Here is a 17,882-nt window from a genome sequence, read left to right as displayed (position 1 = left end):
AACCGCTCCTTACATCGGCGGTCGGGCCCAGCCGAGGAGGTTGCGATCCTCAGCCACCCCGAAGGGCGACTGCCAGCCGTAGGCGACGGGGTTTCCCGTCCCATCGCGGGATGCTCCCGGGCCACTGCCGGCACAACCACAGGGCGCCGCCTTGGTCCACGTGCATCCACAGCCCGATATTGTGCCAATCGGCCATATCGAAGAGCGACTGCCACTTTGGCGAGCCAGATGGCGTTGCCGGTGCGGTCTCGGCCGTTGCGATCCTCGGTCGCCCAAAAAGCAGACCGCTATCTCTTCCCTTTCGCTCCTCCGCCGTGCATGAAGACGTTGTGATCCTCGGCCCCCCCGAAGGACGACCGCCATCAGGCCAGGGAGCTTGAGCAGCGCATTGCCGAGCTGTTGCGATCCTCGGTCACCCCGAAGGGCGACCGCCATGCGGCACTTCTCGGCGGCTGCGCCCTTGTACACGCCGTTGCGATCCTCGGTTGCCCCGAAGGGCAACCGCTATCTCCGTCATGACTCGCACGCCCTGTCGGCGGCGTGCGTTGCGACCGTCGGCCTCCCCGAAGGACGACCGCAATCCCGTAGAGGGCTTGCTGCATGTCCTCGGCCTTGGTGCCGTTGAGATCCTCGGCCGCCCCCAAAGGGCGACCGCCATTGCATCAGCTTGGTCTCGCTCATCTCCAGCGAGGAGTTGCGATCCTCGGCCGCCTCGAAGGGCGACTGCTATCACACCTCCCGCTCGGCCTGTGCCGCCCCTTGGGTGTCGTTGCGATCCTCGGCTGCTCTGAAGGACGATCGTCATCCCCGTCTCCGCGAATGTCCTCCTTGCCGTTGCGTGGTTGCGCCCCTCGGCCACCCCGAGGGGTGACCGCTATGCGGAGGCGAGGGTGCGGAGTGCATAGAGCATGGTGAGGTTGAGATCCTCGGCCGCCCGAAAGGTGACTGTCATGCGTGACTTAGCCCCTTGTTCTCTACGGCCTCCATATTGCGATCCTCGGCCACATCGAAGGATGACCGCTATGACCTCGCTCGATGCGCAGTCCCGGGCGACCAGATTGTTGCGATCCTCGGCTGCCCCGAGGAGCAACCGCCATACGGCGAGAACCACGCCTCTGTGTGAGGAGCGGACGTTGCGATCCTCGGCCGCCCCGAGGGGGGATCGCCACCGGGCGACCTCAGCCGTCTTGGGCTTGTCCTTGACGTTGTGATCCTTGGCCGCTCCAAAGGGCGACCCCCATAGGGGCGGCAGCTCCTGGAGCGTCTGCCGTAACCGGAGTTGTGATCCTCGATTGTCCTGAGGGGCGACCGCCACCCCAGTACCTTGTCAACGACAACCTGCCCTATTCGTTGTGATTCTCGGTCGACTCGAAGGGCGACATCCATCAATTCTCCGGCGGGGAGAACCCGAAGGTTGTGCAGTTGCGATCCTCAGCCGCCCCGAAAGGCGACCGCCATCGGAGAGCGTGCGGCCGACTCGGGCGATGTATTCGAGGTTGTGACCCACGGTCACCCTGAAGGGCGACCGCCATAAATCACTCGCCAAGGTTGGGGGTCTCCCGAGCCTTGTTGCGATCCTGGGCTGTCCCGAAGAGCGACCACCATTCTGCATCCGCGTCAAGATGCCGTCCATGTGCGGGAAGTTGCGATCCTCGACCGCGCCAAGGCGCGACTGCCATTCGACTAACTGTTCGTAGATGAGGTCCACGAGTACAAGTTGCGATCCTCGGTCGCCCTAATGGGCGACCGCAATCCGGGTTGGCTCCTACCGGAAGATGGTCAAGCCGTGGTTGCGATCCTAAGCCGCCGCGAAGGACGACCGCCATTGACCGCGTTCGTGACGCTGCCCAGCTCCTGGTCGTTACGACCCTCGGTCACCCCGAAGGGTGACCGCCATCCCGCCGGATGATCTCCCACATCGAGAGCCCCTTCTTGTTGCGATCCTTGGCCGCCTCGAAGCGCGACCGCCATCCGTGCTCGAAGGCGGGCCGGTAACCCGCGTTGAATGTGTTGCGATCCTCGGTCGCCCCGAAGGACAACCGTCATCCTGCGGGTGATGGGGTGCGCGCCGCCGTAGTGGACGTTGCGGTCCTCAGCCGCTCCGAAGGGCGACCGCCATGCCATGCTTGAGCGTACCCACCCCACCCAGTAGGACATTGCGATCCTCGGCCTCCCGACGGGAGACCGCCATGACTGAGGCGCCCAGGTACCAGCCCGAGCGGAAGCTGTTGTGATCCTCGGCCGCCCCGGAAGGTGACCGCCACTTAGGGTTGAGCGCGATGCCGCGCCAACTCGTCCATTCGTTGCGATCCTTGACCGCATGAGAAGCGATCACTACGTGTCAAGCGTACTGGTTGAGAGGCTACTCGGTGGTCTGAATGGTCATGCGGGAGGTTCGATGCCTCGTTGGGAGTGGTAGGAGCCGACCCACTGGTACAGGTCACCGGCGACTTCGATGGCGTGGCCGGCGTTGATCGCCAGTTCCAGCTCCCGTATGGGAATGGATGCCATGTGTTCCTGCAAGGCTCGGTAGGTCGCTGGCGTCGGCAGGCCGCGGCGGAGCTGGTCGATTGCCTTCTGGGCGGTCTGTCGGGCTTCTTCTTTGAGATGGGGACGGATGACGACCACAGCCGCGGAGTGCTCGTTGTCGATCATCCGCATTCTGTGTGCGACCTCCGGGTAGTGCAGCTTCGCTCGCAGCGTCTCGATGACTTCCCCGGTGGCTCCGTTTAGGTCCTTGGAGTGTTGTCCTGCCTGGAGGCGGTAGCGGTGCTGGTAGTACGAGCGGAGGGCGTCCAGATCGTCGGGATCAGCCAGCCCGTCGCCGAAGCGGCGGGAGGCTGCTGCGATGGCGCACGTGTTGTAGACCATCTCCGGTACGAGGCCGTCTTGAGGGTCGAAGACGGTCATGACACTGTCCTTTGCGGGGCGCTTGCCCTCGCGGTTGATCCGACCGGCGGCCTGCTGTTCGGACTCCGGTGTTGATCTGGCGCGGTATCCGCAGGGGAAGTCGAGGTTGACGCCGGCTTCGATGAGAGAGGTCGACACGAGGAGCGTTTTCAGGCCCTTCTCCAGACGTTGTTTCGTCGCCTGGATGGTTTCTCGGCGGTGGCCGCCGGTCATGCGGGTCGACAGGTGCAAGATGCCTGGGTCTTCGTCGCGGTTCGTAGTGAACCAGAGGCGATGGATCCGGCTGGCGTCCTTGGTCCCGTTGACCACGACGAGGGCCTGTTCGTGGTCGGCTGCCTCGGCGGCGATGCTTGCGAGGGTCACGTTCGGGCCGGTCCGCCATTCGTACCTGACCCGGCGCAATTGCTCGAAGAGCGGCGCAGGGTCGGAGACGATGTCACGTTGTGGGAGGCCCGAGCGCCAGGGGTTCAGTGCGGCGAGTTCCGGCTGGGTCGCAGATGACAGAACGAGAGTCACGCCGTAGTGCTCCACGAGTTCCCGCAGGCCCGAGAGAATCGGCGTCAGGAGCCTGTCGGGGAGAGCCTGGACCTCGTCCAGGACGATTACAGAGTTGGCGAGCCGGTGAAGCCGGCGGGTGGCCCAGGGGGTGTTGCCGAAGATCGTTTCGATTAGGCGGACGGTGGTGGTGACGATGAAGGGGGCGTCCCAGTTCTCGGTCGCCAGTTTCGCCCACCGGTTCGGCTGACCTCCCTTCTGGCCGTGGCGCACGTTCGTCGAGGGGGCGGCGGACTGCGGTGCTTCGACGTTCACGGCAGAGTGATGTTCCAGCACCACCGGTGGTCCTTGCTCCGGGTCCAGGAGGCTTCGGTACTCTGCGGCGTTCTGTTCGGTGATTGAGATGAACGGAACGGCGACGATGACGCGCCGCAGTTTATTCAGGGAGGCGTGGCGGAGGGCGAAGCCTCCGCCGGTGAACGTTTTTCCGGCGCCGGTCGGAAGGTGCAGCCGGTACACGCCCGGCTTGCCGGTGGCGGCCTCAAGGGCCTCCTGGTAGACGTTCTCGCGGAGCTTGTCCAGCCAGGAGGCTCCCTTGGAGCGCTGGCGTTCGCCGATTGCCTCCTGCCGGCGGGTTTCGTAGCGTTCCCACAGTCCATGCATCCCGACGTGTGGCCTGATGTGTGTGCCGGGCCTGAAGTGGGCGGCGGTGTCGAGCCGGTCGGCATCAACCACGGCCGAGTAGGTCATGCGGACCAGCATTTCCACAGCGACCTTGTCGCGGGGGTCGAGCCAGTCCGGGGCGGCCGGGCATGAGCCGTCCAAGATTTCCGGCATGACCGCGGCGACGCGATGGATGGCTTCGTCCACCTCACTGGAGTCGGCCATCAGGGCTTTCAGTCGGAGCCGGACTTCCGACCATGCGGACAGGCCGGTGTGGTGTCCCTCGATCACACTGGCACAGGGCAGAAGAGCGGGGACCTGCTCGGCCGCCCGGCCGAACAAGAGCGTTCCGGCGCCGTTGTGCGAGGGCCGTCTGACCTTGCGACCGGTGGTGACTTCCTCGATCAACCCCTCCTGCCACGCACAGGCTCCTTTGCCCGTGTCGTGGTCGCGTCCGAGCCGGTAGGCAAGGTCCCCGGCTCCCCATGGCTCGGCGAACCGACGAGCCAGTTCGCCCGTCCCGCGGGCGTGGTCTTCGTACGAGTGCCATGTCCCTTGATGGCCCGGTGAGTGGGCCACGAGCCTGCCCTCGTGGGTCGATATTGAGTCAGTTAACACATTAAATCCCTTACTAACAAGCGTATTTGACTTTCCATCAGTTATACGCTGAGATCCGACCAGATCGCCGGATACCCCTCGAAGCGCACAGTGCAGACCTCGGGGTCGCGCGACGTAAGGAAGCTAGCCGCAGGCACTGACAACGGCCTGCGCCGGCAGGCAGGGAAGGGAACAAGTGCATGACTGCGTCACGTCCCCGAGAGCAGCGTGAGGAGAGGGGTGACCGGCCCCTTCATGTCCAGGTGGAGGCATGGGGGCCGCTGGCCTGCTTCACTCGTCCGGAACTCAAGGTCGAACGTGTTTCCTATCCGATCATGACCCCTTCTGCGGCGAGGGGGCTCCTGGAGGCCATCTTCTGGAAGCCGGAGATGACCTACCGGATCGAGCGGATCGAACAGCTCAAGCCGGTGAGGTGGACCCGCTTCCGGCGCAACGAGGTCAACAACTCGATCATCACCAAGAACGCCTACGAGAGCCTGCGGGCCAATAACGGCTACTACTACGATGTCGCCGAAGACCGCGGCCAGCGGGTCACCGTCGCCCTGAGCGATGTCGCCTACCGCATCCACGCGACCATCCACGCCACCGACCGGTGCACCGCGCCCCTGCCGAAGTACCGCGACCAGTTCGACCGTCGGCTCGCACGGGGCGCCTGTTACGAGCAACCCCATTTCGGTTGCCGTGAGTTCGCAGCCTTCTTCGGTCCCCACGGGTCGGCGGAGGAAGCCGGTGCGGTCACTCCCGCCGACCAGGCAGGCATTCCGCCCATCGACGAGCTCGGACTGATGCTCCACCACATCGAGTACCTCCCGAAAGGCAAGGAGCGCTACCACTGGTTTCGAGCCAGCCTCGAGTACGGAATTCTCCACGTGCCCGACCGCCCGCTCGCCCCCGCCGAAGTCAGTGGCATGCCCGGCGCCGAGGGGCGCGCCTCCGCGGAGGAGGTGGCCTGAAATGCTGCTGCAGAGCCTTGTCCGACAGGCCGACAGCCGCCAGGAGGACACCCCCGAGTACTACCTCGCACGCCGGGTCATGTGGCAGATCGACCTCTCCGGCACCGGCATGGGGAGCACCGAACCGCTGGTCATCGACCTTCGTCAGGAAGGGCGGAAGATCACCGCCCCGTACACCGGCCGCTCCGGGTCCAAGCCGGCACCGCTCCTGTTGGCCGACACCGCACAGTTCGCGCTCGCCCACCCCGGCCTGATCAAAGGACCGGACGGGGAAAAGACTCTCTCGATCGGTTCTGTCGACGTCACCAAGGCGAGAACTCGACATGCCGCCTACCGCGACCTGGTCACCTCCTGGTGCGACGACCACCCGCATCTTTCCCAGGCGCAGACAGTGTCCGCGTGGCTGAACAGCCAGCCGTTGAACGCGTGGCCGCTGGAGATGGACAAGGACCACCTCATCGCCATCAGCGTGGACGGCGAGTGGATCCACGACCTGCCGGAAGCCAAGAGCTGGTGGGCGGAGAAGGTCAAGAAAGCCAAGAGCGGGAAGACGGGCAAGGCGAACCAGGGCCTCTGCCTCGTGTGCGGACACGTCATGCCCCTGCTGTCCACGCTCCCGGTTCCCATCAAGGGCATCCCCAACTCCGGGATGAACACCCAGCTGGTCTGCCTCAACCAACCCGCCCACTTCCGTGCCGGCACCAAGCAACTCGGTGCCACCCCCATCTGCGTCGACTGCGGCACCAAGTCCGCCACCGCTCTGAACACGCTGCTCGCCGACCCCGAACACCGCGCCTTTGCCGACGACTCCGCCATCGTCTGGTGGACCCGCGATCCCGACACCGACACATCCATGTGGACCCTGCGCGACCCCCAGCCCGAGGAAGTGGCCCAGCTCGTCGCCGGCCTCCGCCACCCCCAAAGGGGACGAGATGCGCTGACGGTCCTCGACGAGGATGCCTTCCACGCCCTCACTCTGCGGGTGAACACCAACAGGGTCATCGTCGCCGACTGGATCACCATCCCCGTCCCCGAACTGAAACAGAGACTCGGGACCTGGTTCGCCGACCAACAGACCTGGGACGGCTGGAACAACATCTACACCTACTGGTCGGTCTGGCGACTCGCCCTCGCCTGCGCCCGCTGGGACAAGCACAAGAACAAATACATCGACACCACCGTCCCCAAGCACCTCCAGGCCGACCTCACCAAAGCCGCACTCCACGGCGCCGCACCACCAGCCCATCTCCTGCCGGTCCTCCTGCAACGCATCCGCGCCGACCACCACCTCGACCGGCCCCGCCTCGCCCTGCTGCGCCTCGCCCTGATCCGTACCACCACCCGCCACAAGGAGCTCTGTGTGCCCCAGCTGAACCCCCAGTCGACCGAGCCCGGCTATGTATGCGGACGGATCATGGCCATGCTCGAAGCGATCCAGCGCAAGGCCATGCCCAAGGTCAACACCACCATCACCGACAAGTACCTGAGCACTGCCGTAGTCTCCCCCCGAGCCGTCCTCACCCGCCTCCGTATCGGAGCACGCCCGCACCTGCGCACCATCGGCCGGGCCAGCGAACCCGCAGCCAAGGCCATGGACAACAGACTGCGAGATGTCTTCGACCTGCTCGACACCATTCCCGCGCACCTGAGCGCCGAGCAGCAGGCCCTGTTCATCCTCGGCTACGACCACCAGCGAGCCCACTCCGCACGTGCTGCGGCACAAGCCATCAAGGCACGGGAAGCCGGCAAGGAACTCGTCGCAGAACAGCAAGCGGACGCCCTTCCCGAAGTCTCTGCCGAGGACACCGAATCCTCGGACAGCACCCTCTGGTAGACGCCTGCCGCCACCCGTTCACCACGACGCCACTGCCCCGGAAGGACACGAGCACAACCATGACCGACGCGCACCTGGACCCCACCCGCAAGCACGACTACGTCTTCCTCATCGACGTCAAGGACGGCAACCCCAACGGTGACCCCGACGCCGGAGGCATGCCCCGCACCGACCCCATCACCGGCCAGGGCCTCATCACCGACGTCGCCCTCAAGCGCAAGATCCGCAATACCATCACCCTCGTCCACCAGGGCAAGCCCGGCTTCGAGATGTACGTAGAGCAAGGTGTTGCCCTCAACCCGCAGATTCAGCGCGCCTACATCGAAGGGGGCGCCAAGGAAGGCGAAACCGCCACCGCGCAAGAATGGATGATCCGAAACTTCTGGGACGTGCGCCTGTTCGGAGCCGTCATGTCCGTGGGCGACCAGAAGAAGCACGCCGGCAGGGCCCGCGGACCCATGCAGCTCACCTTCTCCCGCTCCATCGACCCCGTCACCCCACTCGAGGCCGGCATCACCCGTGTCGCCCCGAACAAGCCCGAGGACCTGGCCAAGGGCAAGGTCACCGAGATGGGCAACAAGCACTACGTCCCCTACGGCCTCTACCGCGGCCACGGCTTCTACTCCGGAGCCCTCGGCGCCAAGGCCCGAGTCACTCCGGAAGACCTTGCTGCCTACTGGCAGGCCCTGACCATGATGTTCGACCACGACCGGGCGTCATCCCGCGGCGAAATGGCCATCCGCGGACTGTACGTCTTCTCCCACGACGACGCCTACGGACGAGCCCCCGCACACAAGCTCTTCGACCTGATCCGCATCAAACCCCTCGGCCACAGCGAAGCACGCTCCTGGGACGACTACACCGACCGGATCACCATCGACGAAGACAAGATCCCCACCGGAGTGACCCTGACCCGGTTCATCGAATGAACTCACCCGCCAAGGAAGTCGAGGATCGCAACGTGGTGCCGTAGTCCACCCCAAGCCAGTAGCGGCGGTGGCAGTCGTCTTCGGGGATGACCGAGGACCGCAACGATGCCGAGTGACGGTCGCCCTCCGGGGCGACCGAATCCACCGCAAGATCAACAGTGGCGGTCTTCTCCGGTGCGACCGAGGGTTGCAACCCTTCGCTCAAAGCCAACGAGGCGAAGTGGCGCATGTGGCGGTGGCCCTCCGGGCTGCCGAGGATCGCAACATGGTCGGCATCACCAACGCGGGCGTCGGCCACACTGTGGCAGTAGACCTCTGGGAGGACCGAGGATCGCAACCCTTGCCAAGAAATCTCCAATGCGGGACGCCGGGTGGGAATGACTGGCGCCTTTCCAGACAATTTTTCGGCTAACGATCGCCCCGAGGTGACCGAGGATCGCAACCTCCTCATCCTTGGCGCTGGGAAGACGTGGTGAGGCTTGGCGGTCGCCTCTCGGGGCGACCGAGGCTCGCAACACCTCGAGTGGGCGGGTAAGCGGTGCGCGCCGTGCAGATAACGGTCGTCCTACGTGGCGGGCAAGAATCGCAACACCCCGATCGTCCACGTCCCCACACGGTGCCCGAGGATGGCGATCGCCCCTTCGGGTGACCGAGGATCACAACGCTCAGGGACGCCTCGGCGTCGGTAACTGTCCAGTCGAGTGGCGGTCGTCTTCCGGGACGACCGAGGATCGCAACATGTAGAGACTGCCCCACGAGTAGCCGCCGACCTCCGGTGGCGGTCGTCTCCTACGGCGACCAAGGATCGCAACGATTGCTTTTCCCTCGTCCAGTACGCATGGTGGCCCAGTGGCGGTCGTCCTCTAGGGGCGACCGAGGATCGCAACACTCTTCTGAACGAGACGCACCACTGGATCGAATCGTGGCGGTCATTTTCTCCGACGGCTGAGGATCACAACTCCTGGCTCTTGATGCACCCGACGACCTCGTCGCCGTGGTGGTCGTCTGCTACGGCGACCGAGGATTGCAACACCCGCGCGGCCAAAGAGCACCAGGAGCCGATGCTTGAGTGGCGGTCGTCCTTTACTGTGACCGAGGATCGCAACACCCTGAACGTCATCGCGGCCGTCTACCGGTCCCAGCAGTGGCGGTCGTCCCCCAGGACGACCGAGGATCGCAACCACCGGGGGAGCGCCGCCAAGGGCCGGGTAATCATGGGTGCTCGTTCGGCGGGACGGCCGAGGATCGCAACCCCGCGGGCTACGTCCTCCGAGACAGCACCCAAGATGGTGGCGGACCAGCCCCCAGGCTGGCCAAGGATCGCAATGCTGAGTACCCGACCGAGTTCCGGCAATTCGTCCTCACACGGAGGTGGTCCTTCGGGTCGACCGAGGATCGCAATGTGTAGAGCTCCAAGAACGATCGCCTATCTTCGGGTGGTTGTCGTCCTCCGGGAAACCCAGGATCGCAACAGTGCGTGGACCGACTGGCGCAGGCCATCGGCGCTTCTCCAGGGCGGCTGAGCATCGAAACTAATAACGCAGACCACCATGGGCAAGCTGGATTTCCGGCTAGCGCTCGCCCGAGGTGTACGAAAACCGCAACCTTCTCATGATCGCTGGCAACTACCAGCCAGCGGAGCGGCGGTCGGCCCTTGGGACGGCTGATGATCGCAACGCCACCACCAACCTCGATAATCCGCGCCACTGGCTTTTGGTGATCGTCCTCCGCGGCGACCAAGGATCGCAACCATGCTCACGTCATGCCTGGGGAGAGAGCTTAATACGTCTAGCGGTCGCTTCCGGGGCGACCAAGCATCACAACGCCTACGCAGAGTTGATATGGGGAATGCCCGTCAGTGTTTCCGGACGCCGTACAGGGCGGCTGAGGATCGCAATATCGACGTCACGAAGTACGCAGCGCCAGGCAATTGGTGGACAATCTTGCCACCCCCAGGGTGGCCGGGAATCTCAATGCTGAGTGCGTCGAGTGGCCCACTGGCCGCACGTATCTAGCGGTTGCCCTCCGGGGCGGCTGAGGATCGCAACGGAACCCAAGCCGAAGACCTGGGTTCAGCTCTGTTCGCACTGGACAGATCCATCGCAGTGGCTGAGAATTAAACATCTCTGTCGTCGCCAGTACCGGGCTAGCGGCGGTCGCCCTCTGAGGCGGTCGAGGATGGCAACGACTGGATCCGCGTCCCGTTCGTCGGCGAGCGCCAGTGGCGGCCGTTTTCCGCAACGACCAAGGATCGCAACAGATTGCCGCACTCGCCGTATTGGTGGTCATATATGAGGTGGCGGCCGTCCTTCGGGACGGCCGAGTATCGCAACGAGGTCTCCGCCGTTCCGTCGCCGATAGACTCTAATGTGGTGGTCGCCTTCCAGGACTACCGAGAATCGCAACGTGCTGTCGTGCCAGTACTCGTACATGCGGCGAGCGGGTGTGATGGTCGTCCTCCGGGGCGCCCGAGGATCGCAACTTCGACACCTTGAACGAGTACGCGACTCAGTTCACGTAACGTCGCCTTCCAAGGCGATTGAGGACCACAACTGTACGGTGGCCGGGAAGCCGTCCGTGTCTCAAATCGGTTGGTGGGCGCCGCCGACGGCGAACTGAGGATCGCAACACCATCATCTGACACGCAAACGGCCTGTTCAGGATTACTGAGGTTGAACTCGTGGTGTCATTGGGGCTGACGGCTCGTCGTCTGTGCGATATCACCAGGACATGCGGTATCCACAAGGGGGCCGGTTGACTGACCCGCATCATGCGCCTGTCCGGCCACCCACGGCCTGTTCACCATCAACTCCGAACCGGCCGGAGGAGTGAGCCGACCGCGTGACCTTTCGGCTGCCGCCCACACCAGCCGTAGGTCCGCTCTACTGCCCACCGGTTCGGGATCGGGGGTGAAACCCCGGGTCCCGGGGGTGCGGGTGGTGATCTCCATGTCGACACCAAGGGCGGCCGCCTGCTCGACTTGGTGGGGGCGGTAGCCGCCGTCGACCCAGACGTAACGGATCCCGAGATGGGGGCGGCCAACTCGGCAACGAGGTCACCGATCACATCGGCCGACAGCCCCGTGATCCAGCGATCGCTGACGATCACTGCACGATTCACGGTCCCCATCACCTGGCCATGATCGACCAATCGGGACTCGACGTCTCACCGCATGCCGTGCACCGAGCTCGTTAGACGGGCTCGGTGCACATGACGTACAGGTCGATGTTGGAACTCTGCAGGTCGTCGCTGCCCTGGGCCCACCAGCCGTCGCGCGAGCCGGTCTCGGCCGCCTTGGCGGGGCGGCTGGAGATGAGGCTGGCCGCAGGACCGTTGGCCGACGCGCCTCCACCGGCGACGACAGTCCCGGCGGGGCACTTGAGCAGGCCGCCGTAGGGGCTTTCGGAAGCGGTGTTGAAACGGGTGACGGTCAGGGCGTGGACGGGGTCGGCGCAGACCGCGTGGACCACGGCGGTGGTCGTATCCCATCCGGCGGTACCCAGTGCCCACTGGGTGGGCTGGGCGGTGCCGCTGACCGGGGTGGGGTACGACTTGCTCAGCCAGGAGTCGGCCCCGATGGCCTCGCCGCCTCCGCCCAGGGCGACCTTCCCGGCCGGACACGACAGCGTGGTCAGCGTGTTCTTGGGGGACGGCGTGACGGGGCTCTGAGCGATCTGGTAGCCGCTGGGCTCGTAGGCGCAGATGGCATAGGTCGTCAGGGTCATGCCGGGGGAGACGAACTTCAGGGCGGACGCCCTCCAGCCGACGGGCTGGCCGCCCTCCAGCAGCGGGGCGCTGCTGACGAGTTGGATGTCGTGGCCCCAGGGGGTGTAACCGAAACTGGCTTCGGCGCCGCCGCCGATCGGGACCTTGCGCTGCGGGCAGCGGACACTCTGGGTCTGCAGATCACCGACCCCGCCAGCCTCCTTGACGATCTCGACGCCGTAGATGCGCGAGGCCGCAGTGGTGGCGCCGTCCGCGGGTGCCGCGGCCTGCGAGACCGACGTCCCCGGGCCGGCCGAAGCCACCAGCGTCCCGGCCACTACTCCCAGGGCGGCTGCAGCGACCCGGGCCCTCTTCACAATGCGCATGTGACCTCTCTCCACGAACCCGCATGAATAGCTTTCGGTGATTGTGTCATCACATGGCGTGGCCGGATGTCGCTGTGGCGGTGCTCCTGAGGCTTCGGAGTGAGGGTGGCCGGTGGCATCCCCCTGGAGGAGCCCCCGGGGGCGCAGTGCCCTCTTGGCGGCCTGCCGTCAGAGAAGCGAAGAGATCATCCGATCAGGCGGACGCGATCCCGCCACCGAGCAGGATTCGCCCGGACTGTGGGCCCGGATCGGCCACACGGCGTCCAGCCACAGCCGGAGTTGGGCTGCGTCGTGTCGGTTGCCACCGGTAAGCATGACGGCGGTCTTGCGGTGGTCGACCGTCACGGAGATCCACTGAGCCAGCCCCCCCCCGAAGCGGCCTCGCCTCCCGGCGGGCCGCTCCGGTATGTCCGGGCACGCCTTGGGCGAGCGCACGCGGTGTCCCGAGACCGGCCGCGCAGCAGGGTGGCACCGGACTCGAGGCGGTGACCGGGGAGCGGACCAGGCTGTTGGGGCCGCTCCGAGCTCGCCTGAGCTGGACTGACCTACTCCAGCGACGGCGGCTTCAGCTGGAACGGCTTCAGGGCGGAGCCGGAGCCGGCGCCATGGTCGTCGCCGACCGCGCCGCGGCCGGGACGTTCTACTCGCTGGCCGGCGGCACGTCTTCCGCTCCACCGGCAAGCGCACCACCTGGCTCCGCGTCAACGACACGGCCCACCAGTGGGGCAGTATCGGGGGGGTCGGCGTCATCACTGGCGACGACACCTTCGGGCGCGTCTGCATCGGCACCAACGGACGCCGCCCCCAGTACGGCGACCCGTCCTGACCCCGCCGCCGGAGCGGACGCACGTCGCACGTATGAGCTGACGTGCTACCAGTAACAGGAGCCCGCCCTCCTGACCGATGAGAGGTTTCGGTTGGAGGGCGGCTTCCCGAAGGAGCGGCCCCCCTTTCGACCGTGGCTTTCCTCTCCGCTGACAGTTCTCGTTCGGGAGGGTGGCAGACGAGCACGGCCGGCGGCGCCACAGCTCCGCCCAGAGGGTCAGCCCCCAGGCGGACGCAGACGTGGATTGCGGTTGGGAACTTGGCCGAGTCGGCGCCGACGGCGGGTTCGGTCAATGAGCAGGCACCCTCGCTACTCGGGGAGTTGCGTCCGGTGACGGCGGCCGGCACGTGATCTACGCGACTGGGAGTGCGAGATGCTCAAGAGCAAATGATCACCCCTGGGCCCCTTGGGTCGACGCGCCGCCACCACGAGTGCGGAAGATCCGGTCGAGGTGATGCTCCAGGACCGCGGTGGCGGACTCCGCGCTGCGCTGACCGACGAGGACGCTGGTGCCGAGTCCTGACGACATCGCAAGCAGGCTGACTGCCTCCAACCGCGCGTCCAGACCGGGCTCGAGCAGATCTGCCTCTTGGGCCCGCCGGAGTAGTTCGGTCACGACGTCTTCGGCGGCATCTGGGCTCTTCATGAAGGGCTGGGCGGCGAGCGCCCGGTCGGTCACGGCCAGAACAGCGTATGAGGTGTAGAGGTGGTGGAACGTGCGGCTCTCCTCGTCGGCCGGCAGGGCCGCCATCAGCAGCGCCTCCACCGTGGCGCGCGGGTCCGGGCTGTCCCTGACGGCCCGGACCCGGGCGGAGACCCGTTCTCCGAACTGCTCCGCCAGGTGCTCCAGTCCGAAGAACAGCAGCTTCTCCTTCGTCTCGAAGTAGTACTGCACCAGCCGCAGTGACACCCCCGCCTCCGCTGCCACATCCCGCATCCCCACGGCATGCAGCCCGCGTCGCCTGGCGACACGCACGAGCGCTTGGGCGATCTCGGTGCGCCGTACTGCGTGATCCACGCGCTTGGGCATCGACCGGTCCTCCACTTCTCGTTCCCGCTCGCACGATCCCTCGGATCCTTTGATGATACAGCCGTACCACCATCGTGGTACGTTCGTATCACAAAACCGTGACACCCCGGAGGTGGCTGTGCCCGAGACCACTGCCCGCACCCCGTCCGACGTCGGTCGCTACGTGAGCGACGCCTGGCGTGACCGCTACTTCGCGGCCTGCGACGCGGTCTACGCGCTGGGAGTACCCGCCCTGGCGGAGCAGGACGTGGAGACCGCTTTCGGCACCACCCACGTCTACCGCTACGGCCCCACAGAGCCGGCGGCCCAGTCCCGTACGCCCATCGTCCTGGTCCACGGAGCGGGCTCCTGCTCCGCCATGTGGTACCCGAACACCCCCGGCCTCAGCGCCGACCGCCCCGTCTACGCCCTCGACACCCCCGGCGACCCCGGACGCAGCGTCCAGCGTGCCCCCCTTCATCAGCCTGAACACGCCGCCCAGTGGCTCGAGGAGGCGCTCGCTGGACTCGGCCTCAACCGCGTTCATCTCGTGGGCACCTCCTACGGCGGCTGGCTCGCCCTGAACCAGGCCCACCGCAGGCCCGACCGCCTCGCTTCGGTCACGCTGCTCGACCCCGGCGGCCTGGAGAAGGTGGGGCTGCGCTTCTTCGTCTGGATCTTCGTCAGTCTCTTCGCGACCTTCGCGCCCAAGTCCCTGCGCCCGCGCCTGGCGGCCTGGCTGGAACAGCCGGTCCTCGTTGTGCCGGAGCTGCGCACGATGATCAGGACGGCGGTCCGCGCCTACCGCATCCGCCGCCCGGCTCCCCTGCCCCTGTCCGAGGACGAACTGTCCACCATTCGCACCCCGCTCTACCTGGTGCTCGGCAAGCGCAGCCTCCTCGTGCACCCCCAGAGGCAGGTGGAGCGCGTGCCGCGCCTGATACCGGGCGCCCGGGCCGAGATCATCTCCGGCACCGGCCACGGACCGCAGATCGACCACGCGGAGGAGGTCAACCGCAGGATGCTGGACTTCATGGCCTCCGTCGCCTGACAGACGACATGCGATTCTTCTTCCCATGAGCCACTGGAGCCCAGCAGCCGAGGAGCTGCGAACCGCCCGGCTGTCGCTGCTGCGTCCGACCGAAGGTGATATCGAAGCGATCTTCGAGATCCATCGCTATCCCCGGACCTGTGAGCACAATCCTTCCGACGCGCTGGCCCGTTTCGAGGAAGCGGAGGCGCTCTATCGACGCTGGAACGAGCAGTGGCAGCGGTACGGCTACGGGTACTGGGTGATCCGGCGCCATGACTCTGACCGGCAGTTGGGGTTCTGCGGGATCAAGCCCATGGAACTGCACGACATGAAGATCCTCAACCTTTTCTACCGCTTCGCCGCCTCGGCCTGGGGTCAGGGTTTCGCCGGCGAAGCCGCAAGGGAAGTCACGGCATGGGCCTCCCGCCACGTGCCCGATCTCCCCTTGATAGCGCGGGTTCGGCCGGCCAACACCGCCTCCCAGCGCGTGGCGACCCGTGCCGGCCTGATCCGGGCGGAACACCTCGACGCCACCGGACACGACGGCCTCGACTGGATCTACACCGCGAGGCCGCACTCGCCCTCGATCGGGCGAAGCCATCGGTGAACGGGGGTGTCGCCCCTCATGGACCTGCCGATGGTGCTTCGGAGACGCGTCGCCTGGCCGCCGACTGCCCCGGAGGGCTGGGCGCGTGTCGACGGCCTCGACCCGGACTGGACGCTGGACTTCGCCCGCGAAGGCGACAAGGTCACCCCAACCCTGAGGGCGAAGCATCCTCCGGTCCATGAGGTAAGCCCCATCACCACTCCGAAGACTGGTTGGCAGGTTGTTCCCGCGAGAAGGGGTTCATCACAGGAGGTGTCGGAGCGGCTGGTGCGGGCGCGGTGTGGTTCAGCGACATCTCAAGTGTGATCGTGCGGTGGGCGGGGCGCGCGGGCTGTGATCAGACGGCTACACCGGGGAGGGGAGGCTCGTGTCTGTTCGACCACTTGATCGTTAGGCCGTTCGGGCACGGTCGTGTCAAGTCGACAGCGGGAGGCGGGCGTGGAGGTCGAAGGCGTCTATCACGCCTACCGTCGGCGTGCGGTCTTGCGGGGCGTGGACCTGCGCCTTCGGGCCGGAACTCTGTGCGGGATCGTCGGGGAGAACGGCGCCGGCAAGTCCACACTGCTGAGAATTCTGTCCGGTGAACTGCGGCCCACGCGTGGATCGGTCCGTCACAGCGGCCGGTTCGGCTACTGCCCGCAGCACGTGGTCCTCAATGACGCGCTGACTGTCCGGCAGCACCTGACGTTCTTCCAGACGGCCTACCGCCTCTCCGATGTGCGCTACGCCGATGAGATCATGGACGTGCTGGGCTTCACCGGGTACATCGACGAGCGGGCCGGGGTACTCAGCGGAGGCACGCGGCAGAAGCTGAACGTGACGCTGGCGCTCATGCACGATCCGCAGGTCCTATTACTGGACGAGCCGTATCAGGGCTTCGACTGGGACACCTACCAGCGGTTCTGGGACCTGGCCGCGCGGCTGCGGAATGCGGGACGCTCGGTCCTGGTCGTCTCTCACCTGGCGTACGACACCGAGCGCCTGGACGAGCTGTGGCGCCTGGACAGCGGGACGCTGCGCGCGGACAAGGCGGGGGCCGCCGCATGAGGTCTCACCTGACCTGCTTCGCCGTCGCCGCCAGGTTCACGCTCATCGAACACGGCCGCAACCGGTTCGCCATGATTCTGGTGATCCTGTTCGTCCCGGTCTGGACCTCCCTGGCGTACCTGGCGATGCCCGACACCCCGGCCCGGATGCGGCTTCGCGCCACCGGGGAAGCACTGGCCCCGCACGGCAACGAACTGACCGCGATCAGCGGAGCGCTCAACGCCGTCACCCTGATCACCGGTTTCATGATGTTCGCCGCCACCTTCTCCGGCAGTGGCTTCGACCGCCGCTTGGCGATGGCCGGCTACCCCCGCGCCCACCTCGTCCTGGCGAAAGTCACCGCTCTGGCTCTGGTCTCGGCGGCGGTGGCCGCTTATGCCACCGCGGTCATCTGCCTGGCCTGGACCCCCCGCCAGCCGCTCCTGCTCGCCGCCTCTCTGTTCTGCGCCGGACTCACTTACGGCGCTCTGGGAGTCGTCTTCGGGTCCCTGCTGCGCCGGGAAGTCGAGGGGATGTTCGCCATCGTGATGACCAGCATCATCGACCTCGCGCTGCAGAACCCCATCACGAGTTCCGGGGCGGACAACCCGGTCATGCGCTACCTGCCCTCGTATGGGGCCATGCAGGCCAGTACGGCGGCCGGATTCTCCCCCAGCCCGGTCCCCGGGCATCTGGCCCTCCAGCTCACCTGGTTCGGGCTGGCCGCCCTTGTCGCTCTGCTGGGCTTCCGCCACAGCACCCGCAACTGCCTACCGACCGCCTCCACTCCTCTGCCCGGGTCGGAAAACAGCAAGGCCGGTATTCCCGCACCGCGCCAAACTGCCAGTCCATCGGTCAAGGCGTCCGACACAGAAGCACCCTGAGGTT

12 protein-coding genes and 1 pseudogene are annotated in these 17,882 nt (G+C 66.1%); 7 read left to right on the top strand and 6 right to left on the bottom strand.

From position 1 onward, the window contains the following. Nucleotides 1-2,092: 2,092 nt before the first annotated feature. Nucleotides 2,093-2,335, bottom strand: a complete 243-nt coding sequence (locus ACIP8Z_RS10635) for a hypothetical protein (RefSeq protein ID WP_402081331.1) — start codon at nt 2,333-2,335, stop codon at nt 2,093-2,095. A 47-nt stretch (nt 2,336-2,382) separates the two neighbouring features. After that, nucleotides 2,383-4,647 carry a CRISPR-associated endonuclease Cas3'' gene (locus ACIP8Z_RS10630; protein ID WP_402081328.1) on the bottom strand — a complete coding sequence of 755 codons (2,265 nt, stop codon included), beginning with the start codon at nt 4,645-4,647 and terminating at the stop codon, nt 2,383-2,385. A 218-nt stretch (nt 4,648-4,865) separates the two neighbouring features. Between ACIP8Z_RS10630 and cas5c the strand changes: the two genes are divergently transcribed. From cas5c to cas7c, 3 genes are read left to right on the top strand one after another with little or no spacing between them, the layout of a single operon-like run. After that, a complete protein-coding gene (gene cas5c / locus ACIP8Z_RS10625) occupies nt 4,866-5,639 on the top strand; it encodes a type I-C CRISPR-associated protein Cas5c (protein ID WP_402081325.1) in 774 nt (257 codons plus the stop codon). A gap of 1 nt (nt 5,640) precedes the next feature. Next, nucleotides 5,641-7,473, top strand: a complete 1,833-nt coding sequence (gene cas8c / locus ACIP8Z_RS10620; RefSeq protein ID WP_402081322.1) for a type I-C CRISPR-associated protein Cas8c/Csd1 — start codon at nt 5,641-5,643, stop codon at nt 7,471-7,473. Nucleotides 7,474-7,532: 59 nt separating this feature from the next. Next, nucleotides 7,533-8,402 (top strand): type I-C CRISPR-associated protein Cas7/Csd2, encoded by an 870-nt coding sequence (cas7c, locus tag ACIP8Z_RS10615; protein WP_362638480.1) that lies wholly within the window; start codon nt 7,533-7,535, stop codon nt 8,400-8,402. On the opposite strand, the gene ACIP8Z_RS10610 is transcribed toward cas7c, so the two are convergent. From ACIP8Z_RS10610 to ACIP8Z_RS10595, 4 genes and pseudogenes are all read right to left on the bottom strand, one after another. Then, on the bottom strand, nt 8,392-8,700 hold the full coding sequence (locus ACIP8Z_RS10610; protein ID WP_402081320.1) for a hypothetical protein: 309 nt from the start codon (nt 8,698-8,700) through the stop codon (nt 8,392-8,394). The two genes, cas7c and ACIP8Z_RS10610, sit on opposite strands and share 11 nt — an antisense overlap. Nucleotides 8,701-11,267: 2,567 nt before the next feature. After that, a pseudogene (locus tag ACIP8Z_RS10605) lies at nt 11,268-11,448 on the bottom strand (IS5/IS1182 family transposase); the annotation flags it as partial. A 145-nt stretch (nt 11,449-11,593) separates the two neighbouring features. Further along, nucleotides 11,594-12,493, bottom strand: coding sequence for a hypothetical protein (locus ACIP8Z_RS10600; RefSeq protein ID WP_402081317.1), 900 nt, complete (start codon nt 12,491-12,493; stop codon nt 11,594-11,596). A 1,217-nt stretch (nt 12,494-13,710) separates the two neighbouring features. Then, nucleotides 13,711-14,349: a TetR/AcrR family transcriptional regulator gene (locus ACIP8Z_RS10595; protein WP_402081315.1), complete on the bottom strand. Its 639-nt coding sequence runs from the start codon at nt 14,347-14,349 to the stop codon at nt 13,711-13,713. 118 nt (nt 14,350-14,467) lie between these two features. Here ACIP8Z_RS10595 and ACIP8Z_RS10590 point away from each other — a divergent pair, with 118 nt between their 5' ends. The 4 genes from ACIP8Z_RS10590 (at nt 14,468) to ACIP8Z_RS10575 (ending at nt 17,878) form a co-directional block, all read left to right on the top strand. Beyond that, nucleotides 14,468-15,379 carry an alpha/beta fold hydrolase gene (locus ACIP8Z_RS10590; RefSeq protein ID WP_402081313.1) on the top strand — a complete coding sequence of 304 codons (912 nt, stop codon included), beginning with the start codon at nt 14,468-14,470 and terminating at the stop codon, nt 15,377-15,379. Nucleotides 15,380-15,404: 25 nt separating this feature from the next. Beyond that, a complete protein-coding gene (locus ACIP8Z_RS10585) occupies nt 15,405-15,968 on the top strand; it encodes a GNAT family N-acetyltransferase (protein ID WP_402081311.1) in 564 nt (187 codons plus the stop codon). Nucleotides 15,969-16,406: 438 nt separating this feature from the next. Next, nucleotides 16,407-17,015, top strand: a complete 609-nt coding sequence (locus ACIP8Z_RS10580) for an ABC transporter ATP-binding protein (RefSeq protein ID WP_402081308.1) — start codon at nt 16,407-16,409, stop codon at nt 17,013-17,015. Further along, nucleotides 17,012-17,878 (top strand): ABC transporter permease, encoded by an 867-nt coding sequence (locus tag ACIP8Z_RS10575; RefSeq protein ID WP_402081305.1) that lies wholly within the window; start codon nt 17,012-17,014, stop codon nt 17,876-17,878. Before ACIP8Z_RS10580 ends, ACIP8Z_RS10575 begins: the two co-directional genes overlap by 4 nt. Nucleotides 17,879-17,882 lie beyond the last annotated feature (4 nt).

The sequence above is a fragment of the Streptomyces sp. NPDC088553 genome (assembly GCF_044752965.1).
Lineage (GTDB): Bacteria > Actinomycetota > Actinomycetes > Streptomycetales > Streptomycetaceae > Streptomyces.
The sequence above is the reverse complement of the archived record's forward strand: the minus strand, read 5'-3'. Positions and strand labels throughout refer to the sequence as shown.